Here is a 20,385-nt window from a genome sequence, read left to right as displayed (position 1 = left end):
ATGTTATGGGGTAAAACATCCGGGTGTTGTGGGTATTCAGTATCAATGTCTAACCTATACTCTCCCTACCTCTTTAACTCTACCTCTAAGCTTGCAGCATCCCGGCAAGTAAAGCGCAACACTGTCTGCTTCTTGTCTGCCGACACCACCTTGCAATAGGGCGTCTCGGTAACCTTCCACTGTCCCTTCAAAGTAACGGTTACGGGAATCTCCTGACTCTCATTGTCAGTCCACGAGCGTGAATAGATACTGCGCTCAATACGTTTTCCGTCTTTGTCGAAAGCCTCGTCACTCGGACCGCGATACAAGGCCAGGTCGGGCTGGGAGACAGTCAGAAGAAGCTTGTCCTTATATTCGCGTATCATGACAAGGCACGATGTATCGGCTTTCTGCAACAATCCACCGTCGGGCAGAGTCTGCGGCGTCTCGAACAAGACGTAAGAAGTAAGACCGTCTGCCGGAGAGCGTACAATATGGGCGTTGCGGTCTTGCCGGAAAATCTTGTAAGTGGGTTTCTTGGCGAATGCCTTCAAAGCGGCAGCATCCGTGTGGGGCAGCACTGCATATTCGTAGGAAGCGCCTTTCGGGGCTTTGCCATGTTGCAATGTCAAGGACACCCAATCACCGGAAGTAGGCTTGGTGCTACGCTCGCCCACGGTCACTTGCGGAAAGTTCTTCTCGTACCGGGCAGCAGGGCGGGAGGCTTTGGAAATGTAATAACCTACGCCGTTAGGGTCTATATAAGTCTGTCCGTCACTCTGATAGGACTCCCAGTATTGACGGGTTTCGGGAGTGGTGGCGGCAAGCTGGAACACGGTAGTTTCCGTAGGATATTCGGTATTCAGGTTTTCGATGTCCGTACCGAGGCATACAATGGTGCCATCGAAGAAGTGGAACGACTTGCGGGCACGGTGAGAACCGTTATACTTATCATGTTCATGCAGCACCATACCGAAGTTACCGTTCAGATGTGCCTGGGACAAACCGCCGGCAAAAGCCTCATCGGAATAGAGCATCTCCTCCATACCGGAGAAGGTATCGACATTCAATACCCGGGCACGCAACTGGTCGAAAGGCAGATGAATGCTCGTGACACCCGGAATACGATTCCAGTCGAAACCGGCTTCCTGCCAGCCACTGGTGGCAAAAGTAACCATTTCATCGGGTTTTCCGGTAAGAATCTGCATGCTGCCATGTGCCAGATAACGGCCATAGAAGTTGGCGGGGAGATAGTGCTCGGCAGCCCAGAGATAACGGGAATGTCCGCGAACTACGGCAGCCCAGTTGTCACGACGCTGTACGGATACACAACCGTAACCCAAAGCCAGATTGCCTTGCGGGTCGGGTTCCGGACGGAAGCCCTGGGCTTCGAGCAACTTCTTCATCTCCAATTCGTGGCGGGTAGAAGCCTTCGGCAGATAGTCGGGCGCATTCTTGTCCGGAGCTTCTGTATAGGCAACCAGGCGCAGATAGGCAGCAGCCATTTCGGGGTCATATTTCTGCTTGCCATCCGGCGTACCGGCAATGGCCATCGTGGCATATTGGATAGGTATCAGGCTTCCTCCCCCGTTGGGATGGCGCCCGGACATGGAGAGAGGCCATTGCTTCAGGTTGCAATAGAAACGCATGGTGAGAAGCACTTTCTTCACCGTCTCGTGTGCCTGCTCGGACAGGCGGAACTCGGTACCACTCAGCAAGTAAATCATATTAGTGGCACCGTCCAGACCGCCCACTGCATAGGCAGGATAATTGTTGCAATGATGGAAGCAGGCACCGTCCTGCTTGAAAGAACCGGCCAGTCCCGGCGCAGGAAGGCAGCCTTTGTCCAGCCAACGAGAGAAGGAACGCAGGTATTGCAGTTTCTCCGGTGTATCTTCCATAATCAAGATGCTGGCTATGCGGCCTTGCAACTTGGTGTTGAACGTATCTATATCAATACCGTTGACGGCAGGTTCGGGATATACCTCATTGGTGATGGCATACCAGTTGAGCGTACGTACCGCCTCTTCCAGCTTACCTGCCTCACGCAACACGTCCTTCATCAAGAAATAAGCCACAAACAGACCGCGCATACTATATCCGTAATGGTGGATATTTCCCCAGCAACTGCCGTAGGCAATACCCTGGTCGGTGGCGTTATCGTACATGGCGATGAATTTCTGCTTCAACTCGTGTTTCAGCGCCGCATCCTCCACATTGTTGTAGGCGATGGCGACGCGTTTCATCAGGTTGAAATAGTCGCTTATCTCTATCCCCAGTCTGGAGAACATATCTTTGTCCCAATCGGGTACCATACGTTCGTATGCCTCGGAGTGACGTACGAAATAGATAGGACGTCCTGCTACCTTGCCGTTCTTGTAGGTAATCCGATAAAAATCATACTTCTTACGGATGGACTGCATCTCCTTCTCCGAAAGTGCGGAAGGCGTGTAGAGCATGTCGCGGAAACGTTTCTCCATAATCCGTATATCCTGCTTCTGCGCCTCGGTCACGTCTGTCAGAGGGATGTCCGGTTTCCACAAGGAGTGTTCGTAGATAACCAGCCAGTGGTTGGTGGTTCCCTTATTTACAAACGGTACCTGTAAGTCGGCAGTCTGCTGGCGGGCATCCACCTTGCTGGCAGTAATCAGATGGTCGAAAAAGAGTTTCCCCTTCACGTCGGGGGCTACAATTCGGATTTCGTCCATCCCTTCTTCCGGGGTACCTTGCATATCGCGTTCATAACATACCCATGCTCCGCGCCAACCGGTGAAGTTGATGCCAAAAGGAAAAGAGGTGCATACCTTACCATCCTTCAAGAACTCAAACTGAATCTGCTTGTCCTGGGCCTGCTCATTGTACACCCATACGATGAAAGCCGAAAGATAGGTGTCTTTCCCCGTCGGGTCTTTCTTCTCAAACTTCAAGTCTTTCTTGATGGACAGTGCGGCACCCGGCTCGAAAGTCCAGCTCAAACTGTGGTCGCCGTCCCTATAATGTTCGTCGCTAATGCCCAACTGCGAACCGGCTGCCGTAGTGACAAACGCCGGAACCTGTCTCTCCTCAAAAGAAAGCAAACGCTCATTCTTCACGATTTGCGCATGTACACTGCCCGGCAGCAACATGCAAACGAGCGCTGCCGCTCCTATTTTCCATTTACTGAATTGCATCATGGCTGTTTATTTAAGGTTATCGATATTTGCTACTTGGAAATCTGCAAAAGAAGTTGTAACCGCATATTCCAATGCATTAGTACGGCACAAAGAAACCCCTCTTTTTGGAAAAGGGGGGGCATAAATCGTACAGAAGAAGGATAAAATAATGATTGAGGCGGATTTCTGCCCCAGCTTCATCAGGGATGAAGTTCTTCGAAAGCCTTGTTTTCCTCTTGTACCGCCTGAATGGTTTCTTCCAGTTCACTGATAGGGAGGTCGAAGTTGTACCAGTCGTTATAGCAGTCGGTGACATACCACTTGCCATCCGTCAGTTCAAAGACCACACGAAGGGAAGGTTCTGATTCATCATAGCCTGCTTCGAACTCTTTATGGGCAGGTTCATCAACAGTGAAATGAGATATATAGGTGCCTCCCTCCTCTTCGGTAATACGTCCTTCCTTCAGCGTTTCCTCGTCCAGCAATGCCCACTTCTCGCGGGTGAAGGGAAAAGTCTGCTCCGTCTCGCCGTCATCCTTCAAGAGGGCGATGGGAGACTTCAAAGGAAACTTGATTCGGGAATACTGGAATGAGGCACTGGACGTGAATTTCCGGAGGAATGTCTTGAAATCCTCCTCTTCGGCAGCCAGACCATTGAAAGTCGTCAGCATGAGTGCCGCAAACAGACAAAAAACAAAGCGGATAGCCTTCATATACTCGGATTATTTTTCAACGCACAAAGATAATATAAAAGTGATAAAATGCTAAGGCCATGGGGCGATAATTATTATCATCTATGCCTCAGATACTCGTAACCGAACCGGCAGCGCAAGCAGTCTTTCTTGTCGCAATATTCCTTTTGAAGTTGAAGCAGAGCCTGCGAGTCAGCAGCGGTAGATACCGGCAGGCCGGCACCATCCCAAAGTCGGGTTACGTGATTGTTTTCGGCCTTCAAGGATTCAAGGAAACGGGTGGCACGGTCACACAAAACGTCATCAGCCTTGTGCAGGCCGTATGCATAAAGAAACGGGATGACCGTATTGATAGCAATCAGATTCAAGGCACCGTCCCCTACCCGCTTTTCCCTCCGGGGTGAAACTTTTCTGAAATTGAAGTGCTCTTCCCAATACACGGAAGTATTGGCAGCCAGTATCTTCTTCACCGCTTCCAGCGTTTCCGCCTCCATGATACGTGAGAAGAGTGCCTGCTCCTTATGATACAGACTGGCAAGCTGCGCCAGACGTACATGCGGAAAGTTATCGGGACGAAGACGCAGAAATCGCCACTGCTCAACGGACATGGGAGCTGGCAGCTCGAACTTGCGTTGCAGGTAGCGGAATTCTTTCTGAAGTTTCAAATAATAATCATCCGCCTCCGCTGGGACCTCCTCCAGCAGGCCTGCCTGCCCCAGGAAGAAAGCCTCCACTTGAAACAGACTGTCCCGATGCTTGTCTACGGCGCGGAATGGAAGGCGGTTTGCCCATGCCTCGAAAGCATCCCCATTCAGCCCGAAGCCGAAGTTACGAGCAAGAGTAATGAAGAAAACATCCTCCCAATGATGATTGCAGCGTTCGAGCCGCTGGGATATGACATGTGCTTTCTGCTCAAAACGCTCTACCTGCAAAGCGGACAGCCAGGAGTGAACGGTCAGCTTCGGAAGGGAGGCAAGGATGGAATAACAGGGAGGATAAATCTCTGTCTGCCGAAGCTCTTCATAGCGCAAACGGACAGTGTCGGGGCAGGTGAGCACCATCTGGGGAACCAGCTCACCGTTCGTGCGGTACACATCACAATTCGATTCGCCCACTACATGCAGAATGACAGTATCATACGCCTTGTCACAGTCGTGCCTATGGAGCAGCCACTCTGATGCCTGCGTATGCACTTCGACGTTGCCCACCCAAAGCGTACCGTCTATTTTCAGTTTGGCATTAAAGAAATCGGGGCCTGCATTCATGTTCGGCAAACCGGGATCTATCACTTCTACCGGCCGGCCGGAGGTTGTTTGGAGTGCTGACAAAGGAAATATTTTGTGCTTCCAAACATAATGCAGTAGTTGTTCCATGTTAACAAGACGTTAATGTTGAGTACAAATGTAAGAAAAAGATTATCTTTGCGACCTATAGTTTGTTGATAAACTAAATAAAAACAGATAGAAACAATGAAAATCGCATTAATCGGCTACGGAAAAATGGGCAAGGAAATCGAGAAAATAGCCCTTGGCCGCGGACACGAAATTGTAAGCATCATCGATGTCGACAATCAGGAAGACTTTGAATCGGCAGCCTTCAAGAGCGCCGACGTTGCCATAGAGTTCACCAATCCCATGGTTGCATACAATAACTATATGAAGGCATTCCAGGCCGGAGTCAAATTGGTATCCGGCAGTACGGGATGGATGGCGGAACATGGAGACGAAGTGAAGAAGCTTTGCACCGAAGGTGGCAAAACACTGTTCTGGTCGTCCAACTTCAGCTTGGGAGTAAGCATATTCTCTGCTGTCAACAAGTACCTCGCAAAGATAATGAACCAGTTCCCTGCCTATGATGTGACAATGAGCGAAACGCATCACATCCACAAGATGGACGCTCCGAGCGGTACGGCCATCACGCTTGCCGAAGGTATTCTGGAGAATCTCGACCGTAAGGACAAATGGGTAGAAGGAACTTTCCAGGCTCCCGACGGGACTGTCTCGGGCTCTACGGAATGTGCAGCCAATGAGCTGCCCATAAGTTCTATCCGCGAAGGAGAAGTACCGGGCATCCACAGCATCCGCTACGACTCCGAAGCCGACAGCATCACCATCACCCACGATGCCAAGAATCGCAGGGGATTTGCCTTGGGAGCTGTCCTTGCTGCCGAATATACCGCCAAGCACGAAGGTGCTTTGGGAATGAGTGACTTGTTTCCATTTTTAAAAGACTAAGACATCATGAGAAAAGCAACACGCACCCAATGGATTAAATTCAGTATAGTCACCCTGCTCTACCTTGCCTTTCTGGTTTGGGTAAAAAGCTGGCTGGGGCTGATTGTACTACCTTTCATTTTTGACATCTACATCAGTAAGAAGATACCCTGGGGGTTCTGGAAGAAATCGGAGAATCCTGCCGTACGCAGCATCATGAGTTGGGTGGATGCCATCGTATTTGCGCTGGTAGCCGTCTACTTCGTAAATATCTATGTGTTCCAGAATTATCAGATACCGTCTTCCTCATTGGAGAAATCCTTGTTGGTAGGCGATTTCCTTTACGTCAGCAAGATGAGTTATGGCCCGCGCGTACCGAATACGCCGCTTTCCATGCCGCTGGCACAACATACACTGCCGGTATTCAACACCAAATCGTACATCGAATGGCCCCAATGGAAATATAAACGTGTACCGGGCTTCGGCAAAGTGAAACTGAACGACATTGTGGTGTTCAACTTCCCGGCAGGCGACACGGTAGCCACCAACTTCCAGCAGACAGATTTCTATACCCTTGCTTACGAAGAAGGAAAACGCGTGTATCCCAACAAAGTGAATATGGACAGTCTGACACGCAAACAGCAACGTACCGTCTATGATTTGTACTACAATGCCGGACGTAACCTCATCCGTTCCAATCCGAGAATGTACGGTGACATTGTCATACGTCCCGTCGACCGTCGTGAAAACTATGTAAAACGTTGCGTAGGCCTACCCGGCGATACATTGCAAATCAAGAAGGGACAAGTATACATCGACGGCAAAGCTATCGAGAACCCTACAGAAATGCAGTTCAACTACTTTGTACAAACAACGGGGCCCTATATCACCGATGATATGTTTCGTGAACTGGGCATCAGCAAAGAGGACCAGACACTGATGACCGACGGTCTGGGCTGGGAAGAGAATCTGATTGAAATGGGATTGGACCGCCGGGATGCCCAAGGTAGGCTGGCACCGGTCTATCATCTTCCGCTCACTAAAAAGATGTACGAGACCCTTTCGGGCAACAAGAAACTCATCAGTAGTATTATCATCGAACCGGGAGAATTCTCGGGACAGATGTATCCGCTGAACCTTTACACCCAATGGGACCGCAACAACTACGGCCCAATCTGGATTCCTGCCAAAGGCGCCACCATCAAGCTGACCGAGGATAACCTGCCCATCTACGAACGCTGCATCGTTGCCTATGAAGGCAACAAACTGGAAGTCAAGGAAGACGGCATCTACATCAACGGTGAAAAGACCGACTCCTATACTTTCAATATGGACTACTACTGGATGATGGGCGACAACCGCGACAAGTCCGCCGACTCCCGATACTGGGGTTTTGTGCCGGAAGACCATGTCGTAGGAAAGCCTATCGTAGTATGGTTGTCACTGGACAAAGACCGCAGCTGGTTTGATGGCAAGATACGCTGGAACCGGATATTCAAGTGGGTGGACAACATTAAATGAAAAAAGGGTGGAAGATAGCAATTACAATCGTTGGAGTGGCACTCGTCGTAGTGCTGCTTCGGGGTTGTGTGGCAACTTCCTATCTTATCCCTTCTTCCGGTATGGAGAACTCACTGTATCAGGGTGAACGTATTCTTGTAAACAAGTGGAGCTACGGTCTACGACTTCCTTTTATGAAGTTATGGGGATATCATCGCTGGGCGGACAGTCCGGTGCAGAAAGAGGATATTCTTGTATTCAACAATCCTGCCAATCTTTCAGAACCCGTGATCGACCGACGGGAAGTCTTTATCAGCCGTTGCATCGGTACTCCCGGAGATACCTTGCTGATAGATTCGCTTTTTTCAGTGATTCCTTCCGAAAAGAATGCACCCGACCAGAAGTTTCTTTATTCTTACCCCAGGCAACGGGAACGACAGTTGGATTCATTGCTTTCCATCCTTTCCATCGCTCCCAACCAACTATTGGGACAGGACTCAATAAAGAATATACGTAGTTTCAGCCGCTATGAACACTACTTGCTGGAACAAGCCATGAACGGGAATTGCTGGATAGAACCGATTGTCAAGGAAGACTCCATGGAGATGTTGAAACCTCTGATAATCCCCGGCAAAGGCAAAACCGTACGCGTATATCCGTGGAACAAGACTTTGCTGCGGAATACCCTGGTACTTCACGAAAAGAAACAGGCCGAAATCAAGAACGACACCCTTTATGTGGAAGGCAAGCCCGTGCAGCACTGCCATTTTACCAAAGACTACTACTGGGTAGGTGCCAACAATGCCATCAATCTTTCGGACTCCCGCCTTTTCGGTTTCGTCCCCGAAGACCACATCATAGGCAAGGCGTCTGCCATCTGGTTCTCCAAAGAAAAGGGAACAGGACCTTTCAGCGGTTACCGATGGGGCAGGATATGGAAAAAAGTGGAATGACAAACAAATGAAAGAATAAAAATGAAAATACAAACAATGAACAGTAACTTCAATCGTAAATCGCAAATCATCTAATCGTAAATATACTGATGAAAACAGTTTTTCTTTCTTCCGCCTATTTGGCTCCCATAGAATATTATACCAAACTACTGGCATACGATAAAGTATTCATCGAACAGCATGACCACTATATGAAGCAGACTTACCGGAACCGTTGTACCATTGCTGCACCGGACGGTGAACTGGCCCTTTCCATCCCCACCGTCAAACCGAGCACCCTGAAATGCCCGATGCGCGATATACGTATTTCAGACCACGGTAACTGGAGGCATCTGCACTGGAATGCCATAGAATCTGCCTATAACCACACTCCCTTCTTCGAATACTACAAGGATGACTTCCGTCCCTTCTATGAACAGAAATATGAATTTTTAGCCGATTTCAACGAAGAACTTTGCCACCTCGTCTGTTCCTTGATAGACTTGCAACCGGATATGACACGTACTACCGGATACCGGACTGAGTTTGCTCCGCATGAGACAGATTTCCGCGAACGCATTCATCCGAAAAAGGATTTTGCCCTGGAAGATACAGAATTCTCACCACAACCTTATTATCAGGTGTTTCAAGAGAGACTCGGGTTTCTGCCCAACTTGAGCATCATAGACCTGCTGTTCAATATGGGACCGGAGAGTTTATTGATATTACAGAAGTCCATCACCTAAACAATAAGCACATATTTTCTGTACGATTGTAAATGTAGTGCAACAGATTATTCCGTATTTTTGCAATGTTAATCAAATAAAACACAACGTAATTTTAAATGAATGAATCATGAAAAACTTATTTGACATCAAAGACAAAGTAGTGGTTATAACCGGTGGAACGGGAGTATTGGGGAAAGCCATCGCCTTTCATCTGGCAGAAGAAGGTGTAAAGGTTGTTGTTTTAGGACGCAAGGCAGAAACAGGGGACGCCATTGCCAGAGAAATCAAGGCAAACGGTGGAGAAGCCATGTTCCTGACAACCGACGTGACGAACCGTGAACTGCTGGAACAGAACCTGGCTGATATTCTGAAAACCTATGGACGCATAGATGCCCTGCTGAATGCAGCCGGTGGAAATATGCCGGGTGCCACCATCGCGCCTACGGGTACATTCTTCGATTTGAAGATAGAAGAATTCCAACGGGTGCTGGAATTAAACCTGACCGGTACCGTACTGCCTACACAAGTCTTCCTCAAACCAATGGTGGAGCAGAAGGCAGGCGCTATTGTCAACTTCTCCAGCATGGCTGCTTTCCGCCCCATGACGCGCGTAGCCGGATATGCTGCCGCAAAAGCCGGTATCTCCAATTTCACAGCTTTCATGGCTACAGAAGTTGCCAAAAAGTTTGGCGAAGGTATTCGTGTAAATGCCATCGCACCCGGATTTTTCCTCACAGAGCAGAACCGTGCCCTGCTGACGAACCCGGATGGAAGCTACACGGAACGTGGGCAAGATGTGATCCGCCAAACTCCCTTCGGACGTATGGGCCGTGCAGAAGAGCTTTGCGGAACCATCCAATACCTCATCAGCGATGCTTCCAGCTTTGTCACCGGTACGGTGGCTGTAGTGGACGGAGGGTTCAACGCATTCGCGATGTAAATAGTAAATTGCAAATCATCAAACAATAAATAACATGATTCTTTGTGAACAAACCTGGCGCTGGTACGGTCCCAACGACCCGGTAAGCCTTTGGGACATCAAACAAGCCGGGGCTACCGGCATTGTAAACGCCTTGCATCATATTCCAAACGGGGAAATATGGACAGTAGAGGAAATCAAGAAACGGAAAGAAATGATTGAAGCCGTCGGTCTGCGCTGGTCTGTAGTAGAAAGTGTACCCGTACACGAACATATCAAGACCCAAACCGGAGACTTCCAGAAGTATATCGACAACTATAAAGAGAGCTTGCGTAACCTGGGCAAATGCGGCATTCACATTGTCACCTACAACTTTATGCCCGTACTGGACTGGACACGTACCGACCTCGCCTACGAACTACCTGACGGCAGTCGTGCCCTCCGCTTTGAACGTGCCGCCTTCATCGCCTTCGACCTCTTCCTGCTACATCGCCCCGGTGCAGAAGCCGAATACACTGACGAGGAAAAGACCAAGGCCCGTACCCGCTTCGAACAGATGACGGAGGCAGACAAACAACTGCTTGTACGCAACATGATTGCCGGACTTCCCGGTTCAGAAGAAAGCTTCACCCTGGAACAGTTCCAGCAGGAACTGGACCGCTACAAAGGCATCACTCCGGAACGCCTGCGTGCCAACCTGATCTATTTCCTGCAAGAAATCACTCCGGTAGCCGACGAAGCAGGTGTCATGCTCGTTATCCATCCAGACGACCCACCGTGCTCCATCCTCGGCCTGCCACGCATCATGAGCTGTGCTGCCGATTTCCAGGCACTGATTGACGCTGTTCCCAACAAGAGCAACGGCCTTTGCCTCTGCACCGGCTCACTCGGTGTAAGCAGTGCCAACGACTGTGCAGCCATCATGCAGCAGTTTGCCGACCGCATCAACTTCGTCCACCTGCGCAGTACGCAACGCGACGCCGAAGGCAACTTCTACGAAGCCAACCACCTGGAAGGAGACGTGGACATGTATCACGTGATGAAAGCCTTCCTTGAACTGCAGCAACATCGTGGCGTCTCCATCCCAATGCGCCCTGACCATGGGCACCAGATGGTGGACGACTTGAAGAAGAAAACCAATCCCGGCTATTCCTGTATCGGCCGCCTGCGTGGACTGGCAGAACTTCGTGGACTGGAAATGGGTATAGCCAAATCGCTGTACGAATAAGGCACAAGAAATAGCAAGCATAAGGAAAGAACAGGAAGCCCTCCGTCCGAAACTTCAAAGTTTCGGACGGAGGGCTTCCCTTTATAAGTTTTCTGCCATCAGCCGCCTCTTCTTAAGGCACTGTCTGCCGGCATTTATTTACCTTCTTTTGCAGCAAGCACTTTCCATACAACGGCACTCAGCGCAGCACCCACAAACGGAGCTACAATGAACAGCCACAACTGAGAGAGAGCCTCGCCACCCTGGAACAGTGCCGGACCGATGCTACGGGCAGGATTGACAGAAGTTCCCGTAACAGGAATACAAACAATGTGCACTAATACCAACGTAAGACCAATGGCCAATCCTGCAAGATTACCCGCCCCCTTCTCGGAATCCGTAGAACCTAAGACAACCAGCACAAAGATAAACGTGAACACAGCCTCTGCAATGAATGCCTGCAACATCATTCCGTCAGCAAACCCATTGGAACCGGTAGCCGTAGGACCGCCATGAGCGCCCGTAGACACCAATGCATAAAGAATGGCAGAACCGATAACCGCCCCGATAACCTGAAACACCATATACATGGCTGCATCTTTCCCGCTCATCCTGCCGGACAACAGAACGCCCAGGGTAACGGCAGGATTAATATGACATCCCGAGATTCCTCCGATAGCGTATGCCATCGCCACAACGGACAAGCCGAAAGCAAAAGCCACTCCCAGCGTTCCGACACCTGCACTAACCGCCCCCGCCTCACTTCCGGCAAAGACAGCACTACCACATCCCATCAGGACAAGAACCATTGTCCCGATCATTTCTGCTAAATACTTCTTCATGATAGTTTTTATTAAACATTGATTTCTGCAAAAATAAATATAAAAGATGAAAATCTGCCTAAACACGGCGGTAAAAACTCACCCATTACTACAAAACATCACTGCTTTGATTCTAACATCCAGCATATCTGCATCTTCTTTAGCCAACCCGAAGAAACTCAGAAATATAAGAAAACATATTGGCTTGTAAAGAGTACAAAGAAAGGGTGCAACCTCACGGCCACACCCTCCATCTACACTATCTTTGATAATAACCTAAAAGGAAACTTTATTTCCCTACATCATTTCAATTCAAAAGGAACCGTTCCCTTCACATCGGCTGCCGAAGCTGCTATGACAGCCTCGAACTTACCCGGCTCGGCCACCCAAGCGTGCTGGGTGTCATCGAAGAAGCTAAGAGCCTCCTTATCAATGGTAAATGTGACTTCCTTTGTTTCGCCCGGAGCCAGTTTCACCTTTTGGAAACCTTTCAGTTCCTTGACGGGACGAGGCAGAGAGGACTTCTTGTCACTGATGTACAGTTGGACAACTTCCTGCCCTTCGCGCGCTCCGGTATTCTTTACAGAAACCTTCACGGTCAGCGTACCGTCGGCCTGCATGGTCTTGCTGTCGGCTGTGGGCTTGCCATACTCGAAAGTGGTATAGCTCAAACCGTGGCCGAAGGGGAACAACGGTTTCACCTTCTTCTGCTTATCGGCCCAACGGTAACCTACAAAAATACTTTCATTGTATTTGATGTCGATGATGTCCTTGCTCCGCTTGCCGGTATATTCACCCAGGCTGTGGGCCGGGCAATCCTCCAACTTCACGGGGAAGGTAAACGGAAGCTTGCCACTGGGATTCACATCCCCCATAAGGATAGCGGCGAGAGCACTGCCGGCTTCGGAACCCAGATACCAGTCCTGAACGATAGCAGGCACTTCGTTCACCCACGGCATGGCAATGGCATTGCCAGAAATGTTGACAACAATCAGATTCTTGTTTGCCTTTGCCAGTGCAGAGATAACAGCATCTTGTCCGTAAGACAAACCCAGACCTTCACGGTCTGAATCCTCACAGTCCTGGCCGTTGCTTTTGTTCAAACCGCCGATGAAGATTACATAATCGGCATCCTGGGCTTCTTTCACGGCTTCGGCTATCAGTTCTTCGGGAGTGCGGTCATCCTTCAGGTTCTGTCCAGTCACCACACCATTATACTCACCGCTTGCATCGCCCACGTAGCCACGAGCATACACCACTTCAGCCTTGCCAGCCACACGCTGCTTGATACCGTCCAACGGAGAAAGCTCACGCTGCACCTTCAGCGAAGAACTGCCACCACCTACAGTCATCATCTTGATAGCATTTTCGCCCACTACCAGAATCTTTTTAGTCTGGTCCAAATCTATCGGGAGCACATTGCCTTTGTTCTGCAACAGTACGATGCCCTCCTCGCCGATGCGGCGGGCAGCCTCGTAATGCTCCGGAGAAAGCATACTTCCCCACGGACGGTCGGGATTCATCACTGTACGGAAGATAAGGCGCAGAATGCGGCGTACCTTGTCGTCCAGCTCCTTAGTACCGACCTTGCCTTCGCGTATGAGGTTCAGGTAGGGATTCGCCAGATAATAATTGTCGTATGCATTGCTGGCACCATTTGAAAGTCCGTTAGTCCAACTGCCGAATTCCATATCCAGCCCATTGGTAATGGCTTGCCGAGTATCGTGCGTGCCGCCCCAGTCGGAAATGACTACGCCGTCGAATCCCCATTCGCCCTTCAATATATCGTTTAATGTGTATTGGTTGTGGCAAAGATGTTGGCCTTTGTAAAGGTTGTAGGCACCCATGATGCTCCACGCTCCACCTTCCTGCACAGCCATCTTGAAGGCAGGCAGATAGATTTCATAAAGGGCGCGGTCGTCCACGATGACATTGGTGGTGTGACGGTTCACTTCGTGGTTGTTCAAGGCAAAGTGTTTCACGCAGGCAGCCACACCATTCTGCTGCACGCCCCGGATATAGGGCACTACCATCTTTCCGGCCAGATAAGGGTCCTCACCCATATACTCAAAGTTACGTCCGTTGAGCGGTGTACGGTAGATATTGACACCGGGGCCCAGCAAGACCGATTTGTTGCGGTAGCGCGCCTCTTCACCGATACTCTGTCCGTAAAGGAGAGACATTTCGGGGTTCCAGGTTGCTGCCAGACAAGTCAAGGCAGGGAAAGCCACACAGGAGTCATTGGTGCATCCGGCTTGTTCCCACTCGTCCCACAACACATCGGGACGTATACCGTGAGGGCCGTCATCCGTCCATACATCGGGAATGCCCAGACGGGGTACACCCGCACTGCTGAACTTGCTTTGCGCATGAGTCAACTTCACTTTCTCTTCCAGGGTCAGACGGCTCAAAGCGTCTTCCACTCTTTCTTCAATAGGTTTGCTTGCGTCCAGATAGACGGGCTTCTGCTGGGCTGAAAGAGGCAGCGCGACAGCAGCCAGAACCAAACCGAATAATACTTTTTTCATTGTTGTACAATTTAAGTTGTTATATAATTTAAGTAAGTACTCATAATCAGTCCGTACTATTGACAATCCCCAGCAGACAAGGGAATATGACTTATCCCTACACACATAGGAACTGAAATCCTTACAGCCGTATAGTGAATATCTATAACATCCGGATGTTGTTGTCCAAAACATCCCCATGTTTTACCCCAAAACACCCGGATGTTTTATCCCAATACATCCCCATGTTTTGCCCTAAAACATCCGGATGTTTTGGGTTCTCAGTCCTATAGTGTGTACAGCTCAGTCCCTACCTCTTTCATGCTAAGTCCCGGCATCTCATCCTCTGGGACTTGATACGTACTGTTTGCAGCGAGGCAATACCCGCTACTTCATTCCCAATGACCGGATATAACCCTCCTGAACCACACAATTCTTCAGTTTGCATGCCTCGATAAAGTCCATCATCGCCTTGCGGGACATGGCCTGCGCGGGACGTGCCTCACGGATTTCCTTGTACGTGGCACGCGGTGCTTCGGAGAAATACACGATGTTTGCCCAGTTCTCCGGCGGAGTGATGCCGACGAAAGAAGAACCGTCCATCTTCTTGTAGGGCCAGAAGGTATAGCCGATGTTGTTCTCGCGCATCGTCTGGCAGAAAGCGGCCTGCCATTCGTCCGTATTGTGGCCTATCTCACCCATGTACATGGGCAGGTTCACACTGTCGCGGAAGTTGATAATCGTCTGGATGGCAGCTTGGGTAGGTTCGCCTCCGTAACGGTGGCAGGTGTACATTATCTTGTCGTCGAACTTGGAGTCCTTGAAAGGCTTGAAATTACCGTTCCATTGCGAACCGCCCAGCAGGATGATGTGGTTGCTGTCCACCTCGCGGATGGCGGCTACACCTTTCTTATATACATCTTCCAGCTTGCCGTTGAGCTCCTCCATGTTCTCGAAGTAAGGGGCAATGGGCTCGTTGAAGAGTTCGTAACCGAGGATGACCGGTTCGTTCTTGTAGTGGTCGGCTATCCGGCGCCAGATGTCACAGTAAAGTTGCTGGCTGACTTCGCTGTCGAACAGCCAGGGATAGCCGTAGCTGTCGTCGATGTTGTCGCCCGTCTGTCCGCCGGGGGCGTCGTGCATGTCGAGGATGAGGTACAAGTCCGATTCGCGGCACCACTCTACCAGGCTGTCCACGCGGGCAAAGCCGTCTTGGTCGGCAGTCAGCCCCATATAGTCCTCGTCCGTAAACATTTTGTAATGGAAAGGCAGGCGGATGGTGTTGGCACCCTGCTCCTTGATGAAGCGGATGTCCTCGCGCGTTACATAATTGTCCTTGAATGCTTTCCAGAAGTCGGCCGTAAAGTCCGGTCCCACCAGCTGGCAGAACATCTCATTGATGAAACGAGCGGAATTGGTCTTGTTGAACTTGAACATGTATCCTTCCGGATTCAGCCAGTTACCCAGGTTGGTACCCATGATGAAGAGTTTGGTACCGTCGGGCTTTATCAAGTCCTGACCCTGAATGGTTACGAATGCATCCGAAGTTACTTCTTTTGTCGCTTGTTTCTCACCGCATCCCGCAAGGCCCAAAGACAGCAAGGCGATGGAAATGCTTGTCGCTAATAAATGTTTCATGGCAATAATTTTGGTTATGGTATTAGTTGCGATATTCGCTTTTACTTCCCCAAAGTTAGGAAAGATAAGAACACCTCGTACCGGCGAATCGGGAATAGGTGGAAGAAGTAAAGAAGCACAAACAAACAAACAACTAATAATCAGAAATATAAGTAGAAGAAGAGAAAGGCAGAAAGTGGATTCAAAAAGCCGGTTTGACGTATTGTCAGCGTATCTGCATCAGCCGTATTTCAAAGTCCTCGCGCGAAATGCGGGCCTTGTTCTTCACTTTGGCACGGTAATTATAGATGGTGTTTACGGAATAACGGAGGAATTCTGCAATCTGCGAACTGTCGTCGATGCCCAGACGAATCAAGGCGAAAATGCGGAGTTCCGTATTTAGCAACTCGCCTTTACGGAGCACGATGCGTTCTTCGGGCTGCAGCAAGTCATTGAATTTATCGACAAAATCGGGGAAAAGGTGCAAGAAGGCAGTATCAAAGTTATCATAGAGTTCCTTCAGTCCGGTGTCCAGCACCTCACGGGAACGCACCATCTTCAGCAGCTCTTCCATCTGCCCGGCAGAGATTTTCTTGTTGACCATCCGCCGGTAGGTATCCAGCCGGTTGATATAAACGGAGCAGAGATTCATGAAACGGCCCACATACTCCTCCTTGATGTTGTTTGAGAGTTGCAGTTGCTCGTTGGCATGCTCCAGTTTGTTCCGTGCGGCAGAGAGTCGCTGCATCTGCCGGTAGATAAAGCCCACTGCCACCACCAACAGCACAATCAAAGTGCTGATGAGCCAGAGGTACAGCCGGAGCCGGTCATTCTGCTTCTCGCGCATGGCCTGATAAGTGAGGTCTATCAGTGAAAGGATGCCGGCAGTCTGGAGGCTGCGGCTACGGGCGTTGTATCGGTTGGTTTCGTCCCACGAGAAACGGATGTAACGGTAGGCATGCTCCATATCCCCTTCCTCATAAAGAAGTTCCGCCAGGTTCCAGAGTGAGGCATGGTCTGTGATGCTCAGGCGAATATCGGTCAGTGCCGACAAAGCCAGATAGCGCTTCTCCTCCTCCCGGTTCCCGAGCCGGCGGTAGAGCAATGAGCGCTGATAGGTCACCAGCGCATATTCGGGAGTATTGGGCTTGGCATGTGCCAGACGCGTATCATTGATGCTCAAGGCTTCGTCCGGATGGCCTGCAGCGGCCTCCCGCGCCTCTCTTCGTTCCAGGTAGAGGGAGGATGAAGGCAGAAGTACCTGCATCAAAGAATCGTCATAATGGGTAGCCAAAGCCTGATAATGCTTCTTGAAAGAATCGTCCAGCGTATAGAAACTCAGTTCTGTGTAAAGTTTATGACAGGCATTGTAATAGTCCGGCAGCAGATGGGAGGGAAGGGAAGCTTTGTCCGTCTGCCTCAAGAGTTCGGCAGCCTCCTCGTACATACCTGCCGAAGCCATCAGATGGGCAAGCTCCAGCCTTGTTTCGAGTACCGCATCCTGCCGGCCATAACGCTCTGCCCAATCCAGATTGACACGAAGATAATGGATGGCCGAATCGCAGATATATGTCTTATACTCCTTATAGATTTCCCCATTCCATCGAAAAAAAGAGATATTGGCGGTATCGGTATCCAGCACTTGGCGCTTCAGCCGGGCAATGCGTCCTTCACGCACGGCGACATAGTGCCGGTGCGCCTCGATAGCCTCATCCAAAGAGGACGTCAGCGCAGTAAAAGAGGGCGTGCCGGCAGCAAAAACCACACTTTGCCATACCACGACGGCAAGAAAACAAAAAGTGAACAATCTCCTTTCCATGACCATAAAGTTCATGCAAATATAGCAAGAAATCCTGCAAAGCAGTAGCATCGGAAAAAATAGTTTCCTATATTTGCGTTCTAAACCCCCAAACAAATTATCTATCATGAAAAGCTTAACACCCCAACGGATTGCCGCGGTAGACGTATTCCGCGCACTCACCATGTTCCTCATGCTCTTTGTCAACGACATTCCCGGACTGAAAAACGTCCCCCACTGGCTGATGCATGCCAGGATGGACGAAGACATGATGGGATTCTCCGACACCATCTTCCCCGCTTTCCTTTTCTGTATGGGCATGTCCGTATCCTTTGCCATACAAAACCGGTACAAAAAGGGAGACAACACCCTGCAAGTCGTGGCCCATATCTTCTGGCGGACAGTGGCGCTGATTGCCATGGGACTGTTTTCACTGAACAGCGGAGGCATCGAAGGCGGTCTATCGCACCAATGGTTTTCCATCCTGATGGTCATCGGTTTCTTCCTCACCTGGGAGGTATATCCCAAAGCGGAAGGAACGAAAAAGACCCTTTTCACCGCAATGAAAACAGCAGGCGTGCTGCTGCTCGCCTTCCTCGTCATCTACAAGGACATGAACGGGAAACCGTTCCAGATAAGCTGGTGGGGCATCCTCGGACTTATCGGCTGGACGTATGCGGTATGTGCAGGCATCTATCTGTTCACCCGGGAAAGCCTGCGGAAGAATGCCATTGCCTGGTTCGTGGTCGTATTGCTTGCCGTAGTCAGCCATTCAGACTTGATACCTGGAGAGTACGGCAGCCGGATTATCCTGCTTCCCTTTATCCCGAGTGACTGGACGCTGCATGCCTTCGGTATGTCCGGCGTATTGACCTCCCTGCTCATGCAGCGTTATGCCGACCGGGAACGGCCGGGACGATTCATCGGCATGCTTTGTGCCCTCGGCGTAGGAATGCTTGTCCTTGCCCTCGTCTCACACCCGTTCTGGATTATATCCAAAATACAAGCCACGCCGACATGGTTGTTCTACTGCCTAGCCATGTTCTTCCCGCTGTTCGGTTTCTTCTACTGGCTGACGGACGTGAAAGGCAAGACCAACTGGTTCGATATCATCAAACCTGCAGGTACGGCAACGCTGACCTGCTATATTATCCCTTACATCTGGTATGCTGTCCAGCAACTGCTGCATCTGCACTATCCCGAGGCATTGGGAAGCGGTGTACCGGGACTGCTCAAGTCCCTCGTGTTCTCGCTTGTCATTGTGGGGCTGACCGGCCTGCTGGTGAAAGGCAAGATTAAACTGAAAGTATAATGTTGAAAGTTCAGACACCCAACGGTGACAACAAGGTGCTGCTGCATTCGTGCTGCGCACCTTGTTCTTCCGCCATCATCGAGTGCATGCTGGCCAACGGCATACGCCCGACCGTATTCTACTGCAATCCCAACATCTATCCGCAGGCAGAATATGAGACAAGGAAAAACGAGGCTATCCGTTTCGTAACCTCCAAAAACATCGATTTCATCGATGCAGACTATGATTATGCACACTGGTTACATACCATGCAGGGCCTGGAGCATGAACCGGAACGCGGCAGCCGCTGCCTGAAGTGCTTCACTCTGCGCCTGACAGAAACAGCCCGCTACGCTTCCGAGCATGGTTTCTCCGTATTCACTACCACCCTTGCCTCTTCGCGCTGGAAAAGCCTGGAACAAATCAATGAAGCAGGATGCCGTGCCGCCGCACTCTATCCGGGCACCCTCTTCTGGGAACAGAATTGGCGGAAGGGCGGGCTCCAGGAGCGACGCAACCAACTGCTGAAAGAGTATGATTTCTATAACCAGCAGTATTGCGGCTGTGAATTCAGCATGCAACGACTGGAAAAGAATAAATAAAAACTAAAGAAAACATGAAGAAACTGACTTTTACATTACTCATCACTCCGACAGCGGTATACCTCTTTTCTGTTCCCTGCAATGCTAAGTGAAGAGCCAAACACGTAGTTTTCATCGGTCTTGATGGCTGGGGTGCCTACAATGAGGCTCTAAGACTCCCGAACTTCAGTCACGTGTATTGAACCATCATAGCATATTTCCTACCATCTTCATCGTTACTGCCAACCACGGAGGCATTGAAAACGGCCATGGCAACAAGACCATGCAGGAAATGCAGGCTCCGGAAAGAACATTAAGAAAGGAGGCGAATTCCACGAAAGCATGATGCAGTATGACGTTGCCTCCACCATTGTCCACATCCTCGGACTGAAACAGCCACAAGTATGGATAAGACGTCCTATGTTGCAGGTTTTCAAATAAAAAAAGC

Annotated in this window: 15 protein-coding genes and 1 pseudogene; 9 read left to right on the top strand and 7 right to left on the bottom strand. The window is 50.1% G+C overall.

From position 1 onward, the window contains the following. Positions 1-65 precede the first annotated feature (65 nt). From H1A11_RS16350 to H1A11_RS16340, 3 genes are all read right to left on the bottom strand, one after another. The gene (locus H1A11_RS16350) at positions 66-3,152 is read right to left on the bottom strand and encodes a chondroitinase family polysaccharide lyase (RefSeq protein ID WP_181757459.1); all 3,087 of its coding nucleotides are present in this window, start codon (positions 3,150-3,152) and stop codon (positions 66-68) included. A 179-nt stretch (positions 3,153-3,331) separates the two neighbouring features. Then, positions 3,332-3,844, bottom strand: coding sequence for a DUF4348 domain-containing protein (locus tag H1A11_RS16345; protein WP_138345185.1), 513 nt, complete (start codon positions 3,842-3,844; stop codon positions 3,332-3,334). A gap of 77 nt (positions 3,845-3,921) precedes the next feature. Then, positions 3,922-5,196 carry a DUF2851 family protein gene (locus H1A11_RS16340; RefSeq protein ID WP_181757458.1) on the bottom strand — a complete coding sequence of 425 codons (1,275 nt, stop codon included), beginning with the start codon at positions 5,194-5,196 and terminating at the stop codon, positions 3,922-3,924. 96 nt (positions 5,197-5,292) lie between these two features. On the opposite strand from H1A11_RS16340, the gene dapB reads away from it, so the two are divergent. The 6 genes from dapB to uxuA all read left to right on the top strand — a co-directional run bounded on the left by dapB (position 5,293) and on the right by uxuA (position 11,343). Then, positions 5,293-6,057 (top strand): 4-hydroxy-tetrahydrodipicolinate reductase, encoded by a 765-nt coding sequence (dapB, locus tag H1A11_RS16335; protein ID WP_117599847.1) that lies wholly within the window; start codon positions 5,293-5,295, stop codon positions 6,055-6,057. Positions 6,058-6,063: 6 nt separating this feature from the next. Next, positions 6,064-7,557 (top strand): signal peptidase I, encoded by a 1,494-nt coding sequence (gene lepB / locus H1A11_RS16330; protein ID WP_117599848.1) that lies wholly within the window; start codon positions 6,064-6,066, stop codon positions 7,555-7,557. Then, positions 7,554-8,489: a signal peptidase I gene (gene lepB, locus H1A11_RS16325; RefSeq protein ID WP_181757457.1), complete on the top strand. Its 936-nt coding sequence runs from the start codon at positions 7,554-7,556 to the stop codon at positions 8,487-8,489. Before lepB (H1A11_RS16330) ends, lepB (H1A11_RS16325) begins: the two co-directional genes overlap by 4 nt. An 89-nt stretch (positions 8,490-8,578) precedes the next feature. Beyond that, the gene (locus H1A11_RS16320) at positions 8,579-9,214 is read left to right on the top strand and encodes a WbqC family protein (protein ID WP_117599850.1); all 636 of its coding nucleotides are present in this window, start codon (positions 8,579-8,581) and stop codon (positions 9,212-9,214) included. Positions 9,215-9,323: 109 nt separating this feature from the next. Next, positions 9,324-10,136: an SDR family oxidoreductase gene (locus H1A11_RS16315; RefSeq protein ID WP_181757456.1), complete on the top strand. Its 813-nt coding sequence runs from the start codon at positions 9,324-9,326 to the stop codon at positions 10,134-10,136. Positions 10,137-10,170: 34 nt separating this feature from the next. Then, positions 10,171-11,343 carry a mannonate dehydratase gene (uxuA, locus tag H1A11_RS16310; protein WP_117599852.1) on the top strand — a complete coding sequence of 391 codons (1,173 nt, stop codon included), beginning with the start codon at positions 10,171-10,173 and terminating at the stop codon, positions 11,341-11,343. A gap of 134 nt (positions 11,344-11,477) precedes the next feature. On the opposite strand, the gene H1A11_RS16305 is transcribed toward uxuA, so the two are convergent. The 4 genes from H1A11_RS16305 to H1A11_RS16290 form a co-directional block, all read right to left on the bottom strand. After that, a complete protein-coding gene (locus H1A11_RS16305) occupies positions 11,478-12,164 on the bottom strand; it encodes an MIP family channel protein (protein ID WP_181757455.1) in 687 nt (228 codons plus the stop codon). 281 nt (positions 12,165-12,445) lie between these two features. After that, entirely contained in the window at positions 12,446-14,671 is a 2,226-nt protein-coding gene (locus H1A11_RS16300; RefSeq protein WP_181757454.1) for a glycoside hydrolase family 3 C-terminal domain-containing protein, read from the bottom strand. Positions 14,672-15,037: 366 nt separating this feature from the next. Next, positions 15,038-16,288, bottom strand: coding sequence for a glycoside hydrolase family 5 protein (locus H1A11_RS16295; protein WP_174646501.1), 1,251 nt, complete (start codon positions 16,286-16,288; stop codon positions 15,038-15,040). A gap of 205 nt (positions 16,289-16,493) precedes the next feature. Continuing rightward, entirely contained in the window at positions 16,494-18,137 is a 1,644-nt protein-coding gene (locus tag H1A11_RS16290; RefSeq protein ID WP_117599856.1) for a DUF6377 domain-containing protein, read from the bottom strand. Between the two features lie 55 nt (positions 18,138-18,192). Between H1A11_RS16290 and H1A11_RS16285 the strand changes: the two genes are divergently transcribed. The 3 genes and pseudogenes from H1A11_RS16285 to H1A11_RS19780 form a co-directional block, all read left to right on the top strand. Next, on the top strand, positions 18,193-19,377 hold the full coding sequence (locus H1A11_RS16285) for a DUF5009 domain-containing protein (RefSeq protein ID WP_181757453.1): 1,185 nt from the start codon (positions 18,193-18,195) through the stop codon (positions 19,375-19,377). After that, positions 19,377-19,958, top strand: a complete 582-nt coding sequence (locus tag H1A11_RS16280; RefSeq protein ID WP_117964306.1) for an epoxyqueuosine reductase QueH — start codon at positions 19,377-19,379, stop codon at positions 19,956-19,958. The genes H1A11_RS16285 and H1A11_RS16280 overlap by 1 nt, the downstream gene beginning before the upstream one ends. A 202-nt stretch (positions 19,959-20,160) precedes the next feature. Then, positions 20,161-20,378: pseudogene (locus H1A11_RS19780) on the top strand (alkaline phosphatase); the annotation flags it as partial. Positions 20,379-20,385 lie beyond the last annotated feature (7 nt).

The sequence above is a fragment of the Bacteroides sp. CACC 737 genome, from assembly GCF_013874375.1.
Taxonomy (GTDB): domain Bacteria; phylum Bacteroidota; class Bacteroidia; order Bacteroidales; family Bacteroidaceae; genus Bacteroides; species Bacteroides uniformis.
The sequence above is the reverse complement of the archived record's forward strand: the minus strand, read 5'-3'. Positions and strand labels throughout refer to the sequence as shown.

What these genes read in the sequence shown, in the direction of transcription:
- H1A11_RS16350 (WP_181757459.1), bottom strand. Translation starts at nt 3,152, where the DNA reads ATGATGCAATTCAGTAAATGGAAAATAGGAGCGGCAGCGCTCGTTTGC.
- H1A11_RS16345 (WP_138345185.1), bottom strand. Translation starts at nt 3,844, where the DNA reads ATGAAGGCTATCCGCTTTGTTTTTTGTCTGTTTGCGGCACTCATGCTG.
- H1A11_RS16340 (WP_181757458.1), bottom strand. Translation starts at nt 5,196, where the DNA reads ATGGAACAACTACTGCATTATGTTTGGAAGCACAAAATATTTCCTTTG.
- dapB (WP_117599847.1), top strand. Translation starts at nt 5,293, where the DNA reads ATGAAAATCGCATTAATCGGCTACGGAAAAATGGGCAAGGAAATCGAG.
- lepB (WP_117599848.1), top strand. Translation starts at nt 6,064, where the DNA reads ATGAGAAAAGCAACACGCACCCAATGGATTAAATTCAGTATAGTCACC.
- lepB (WP_181757457.1), top strand. Translation starts at nt 7,554, where the DNA reads ATGAAAAAAGGGTGGAAGATAGCAATTACAATCGTTGGAGTGGCACTC.
- H1A11_RS16320 (WP_117599850.1), top strand. Translation starts at nt 8,579, where the DNA reads ATGAAAACAGTTTTTCTTTCTTCCGCCTATTTGGCTCCCATAGAATAT.
- H1A11_RS16315 (WP_181757456.1), top strand. Translation starts at nt 9,324, where the DNA reads ATGAAAAACTTATTTGACATCAAAGACAAAGTAGTGGTTATAACCGGT.
- uxuA (WP_117599852.1), top strand. Translation starts at nt 10,171, where the DNA reads ATGATTCTTTGTGAACAAACCTGGCGCTGGTACGGTCCCAACGACCCG.
- H1A11_RS16305 (WP_181757455.1), bottom strand. Translation starts at nt 12,164, where the DNA reads ATGAAGAAGTATTTAGCAGAAATGATCGGGACAATGGTTCTTGTCCTG.
- H1A11_RS16300 (WP_181757454.1), bottom strand. Translation starts at nt 14,671, where the DNA reads ATGAAAAAAGTATTATTCGGTTTGGTTCTGGCTGCTGTCGCGCTGCCT.
- H1A11_RS16295 (WP_174646501.1), bottom strand. Translation starts at nt 16,288, where the DNA reads ATGAAACATTTATTAGCGACAAGCATTTCCATCGCCTTGCTGTCTTTG.
- H1A11_RS16290 (WP_117599856.1), bottom strand. Translation starts at nt 18,137, where the DNA reads ATGCTACTGCTTTGCAGGATTTCTTGCTATATTTGCATGAACTTTATG.
- H1A11_RS16285 (WP_181757453.1), top strand. Translation starts at nt 18,193, where the DNA reads ATGAAAAGCTTAACACCCCAACGGATTGCCGCGGTAGACGTATTCCGC.
- H1A11_RS16280 (WP_117964306.1), top strand. Translation starts at nt 19,377, where the DNA reads ATGTTGAAAGTTCAGACACCCAACGGTGACAACAAGGTGCTGCTGCAT.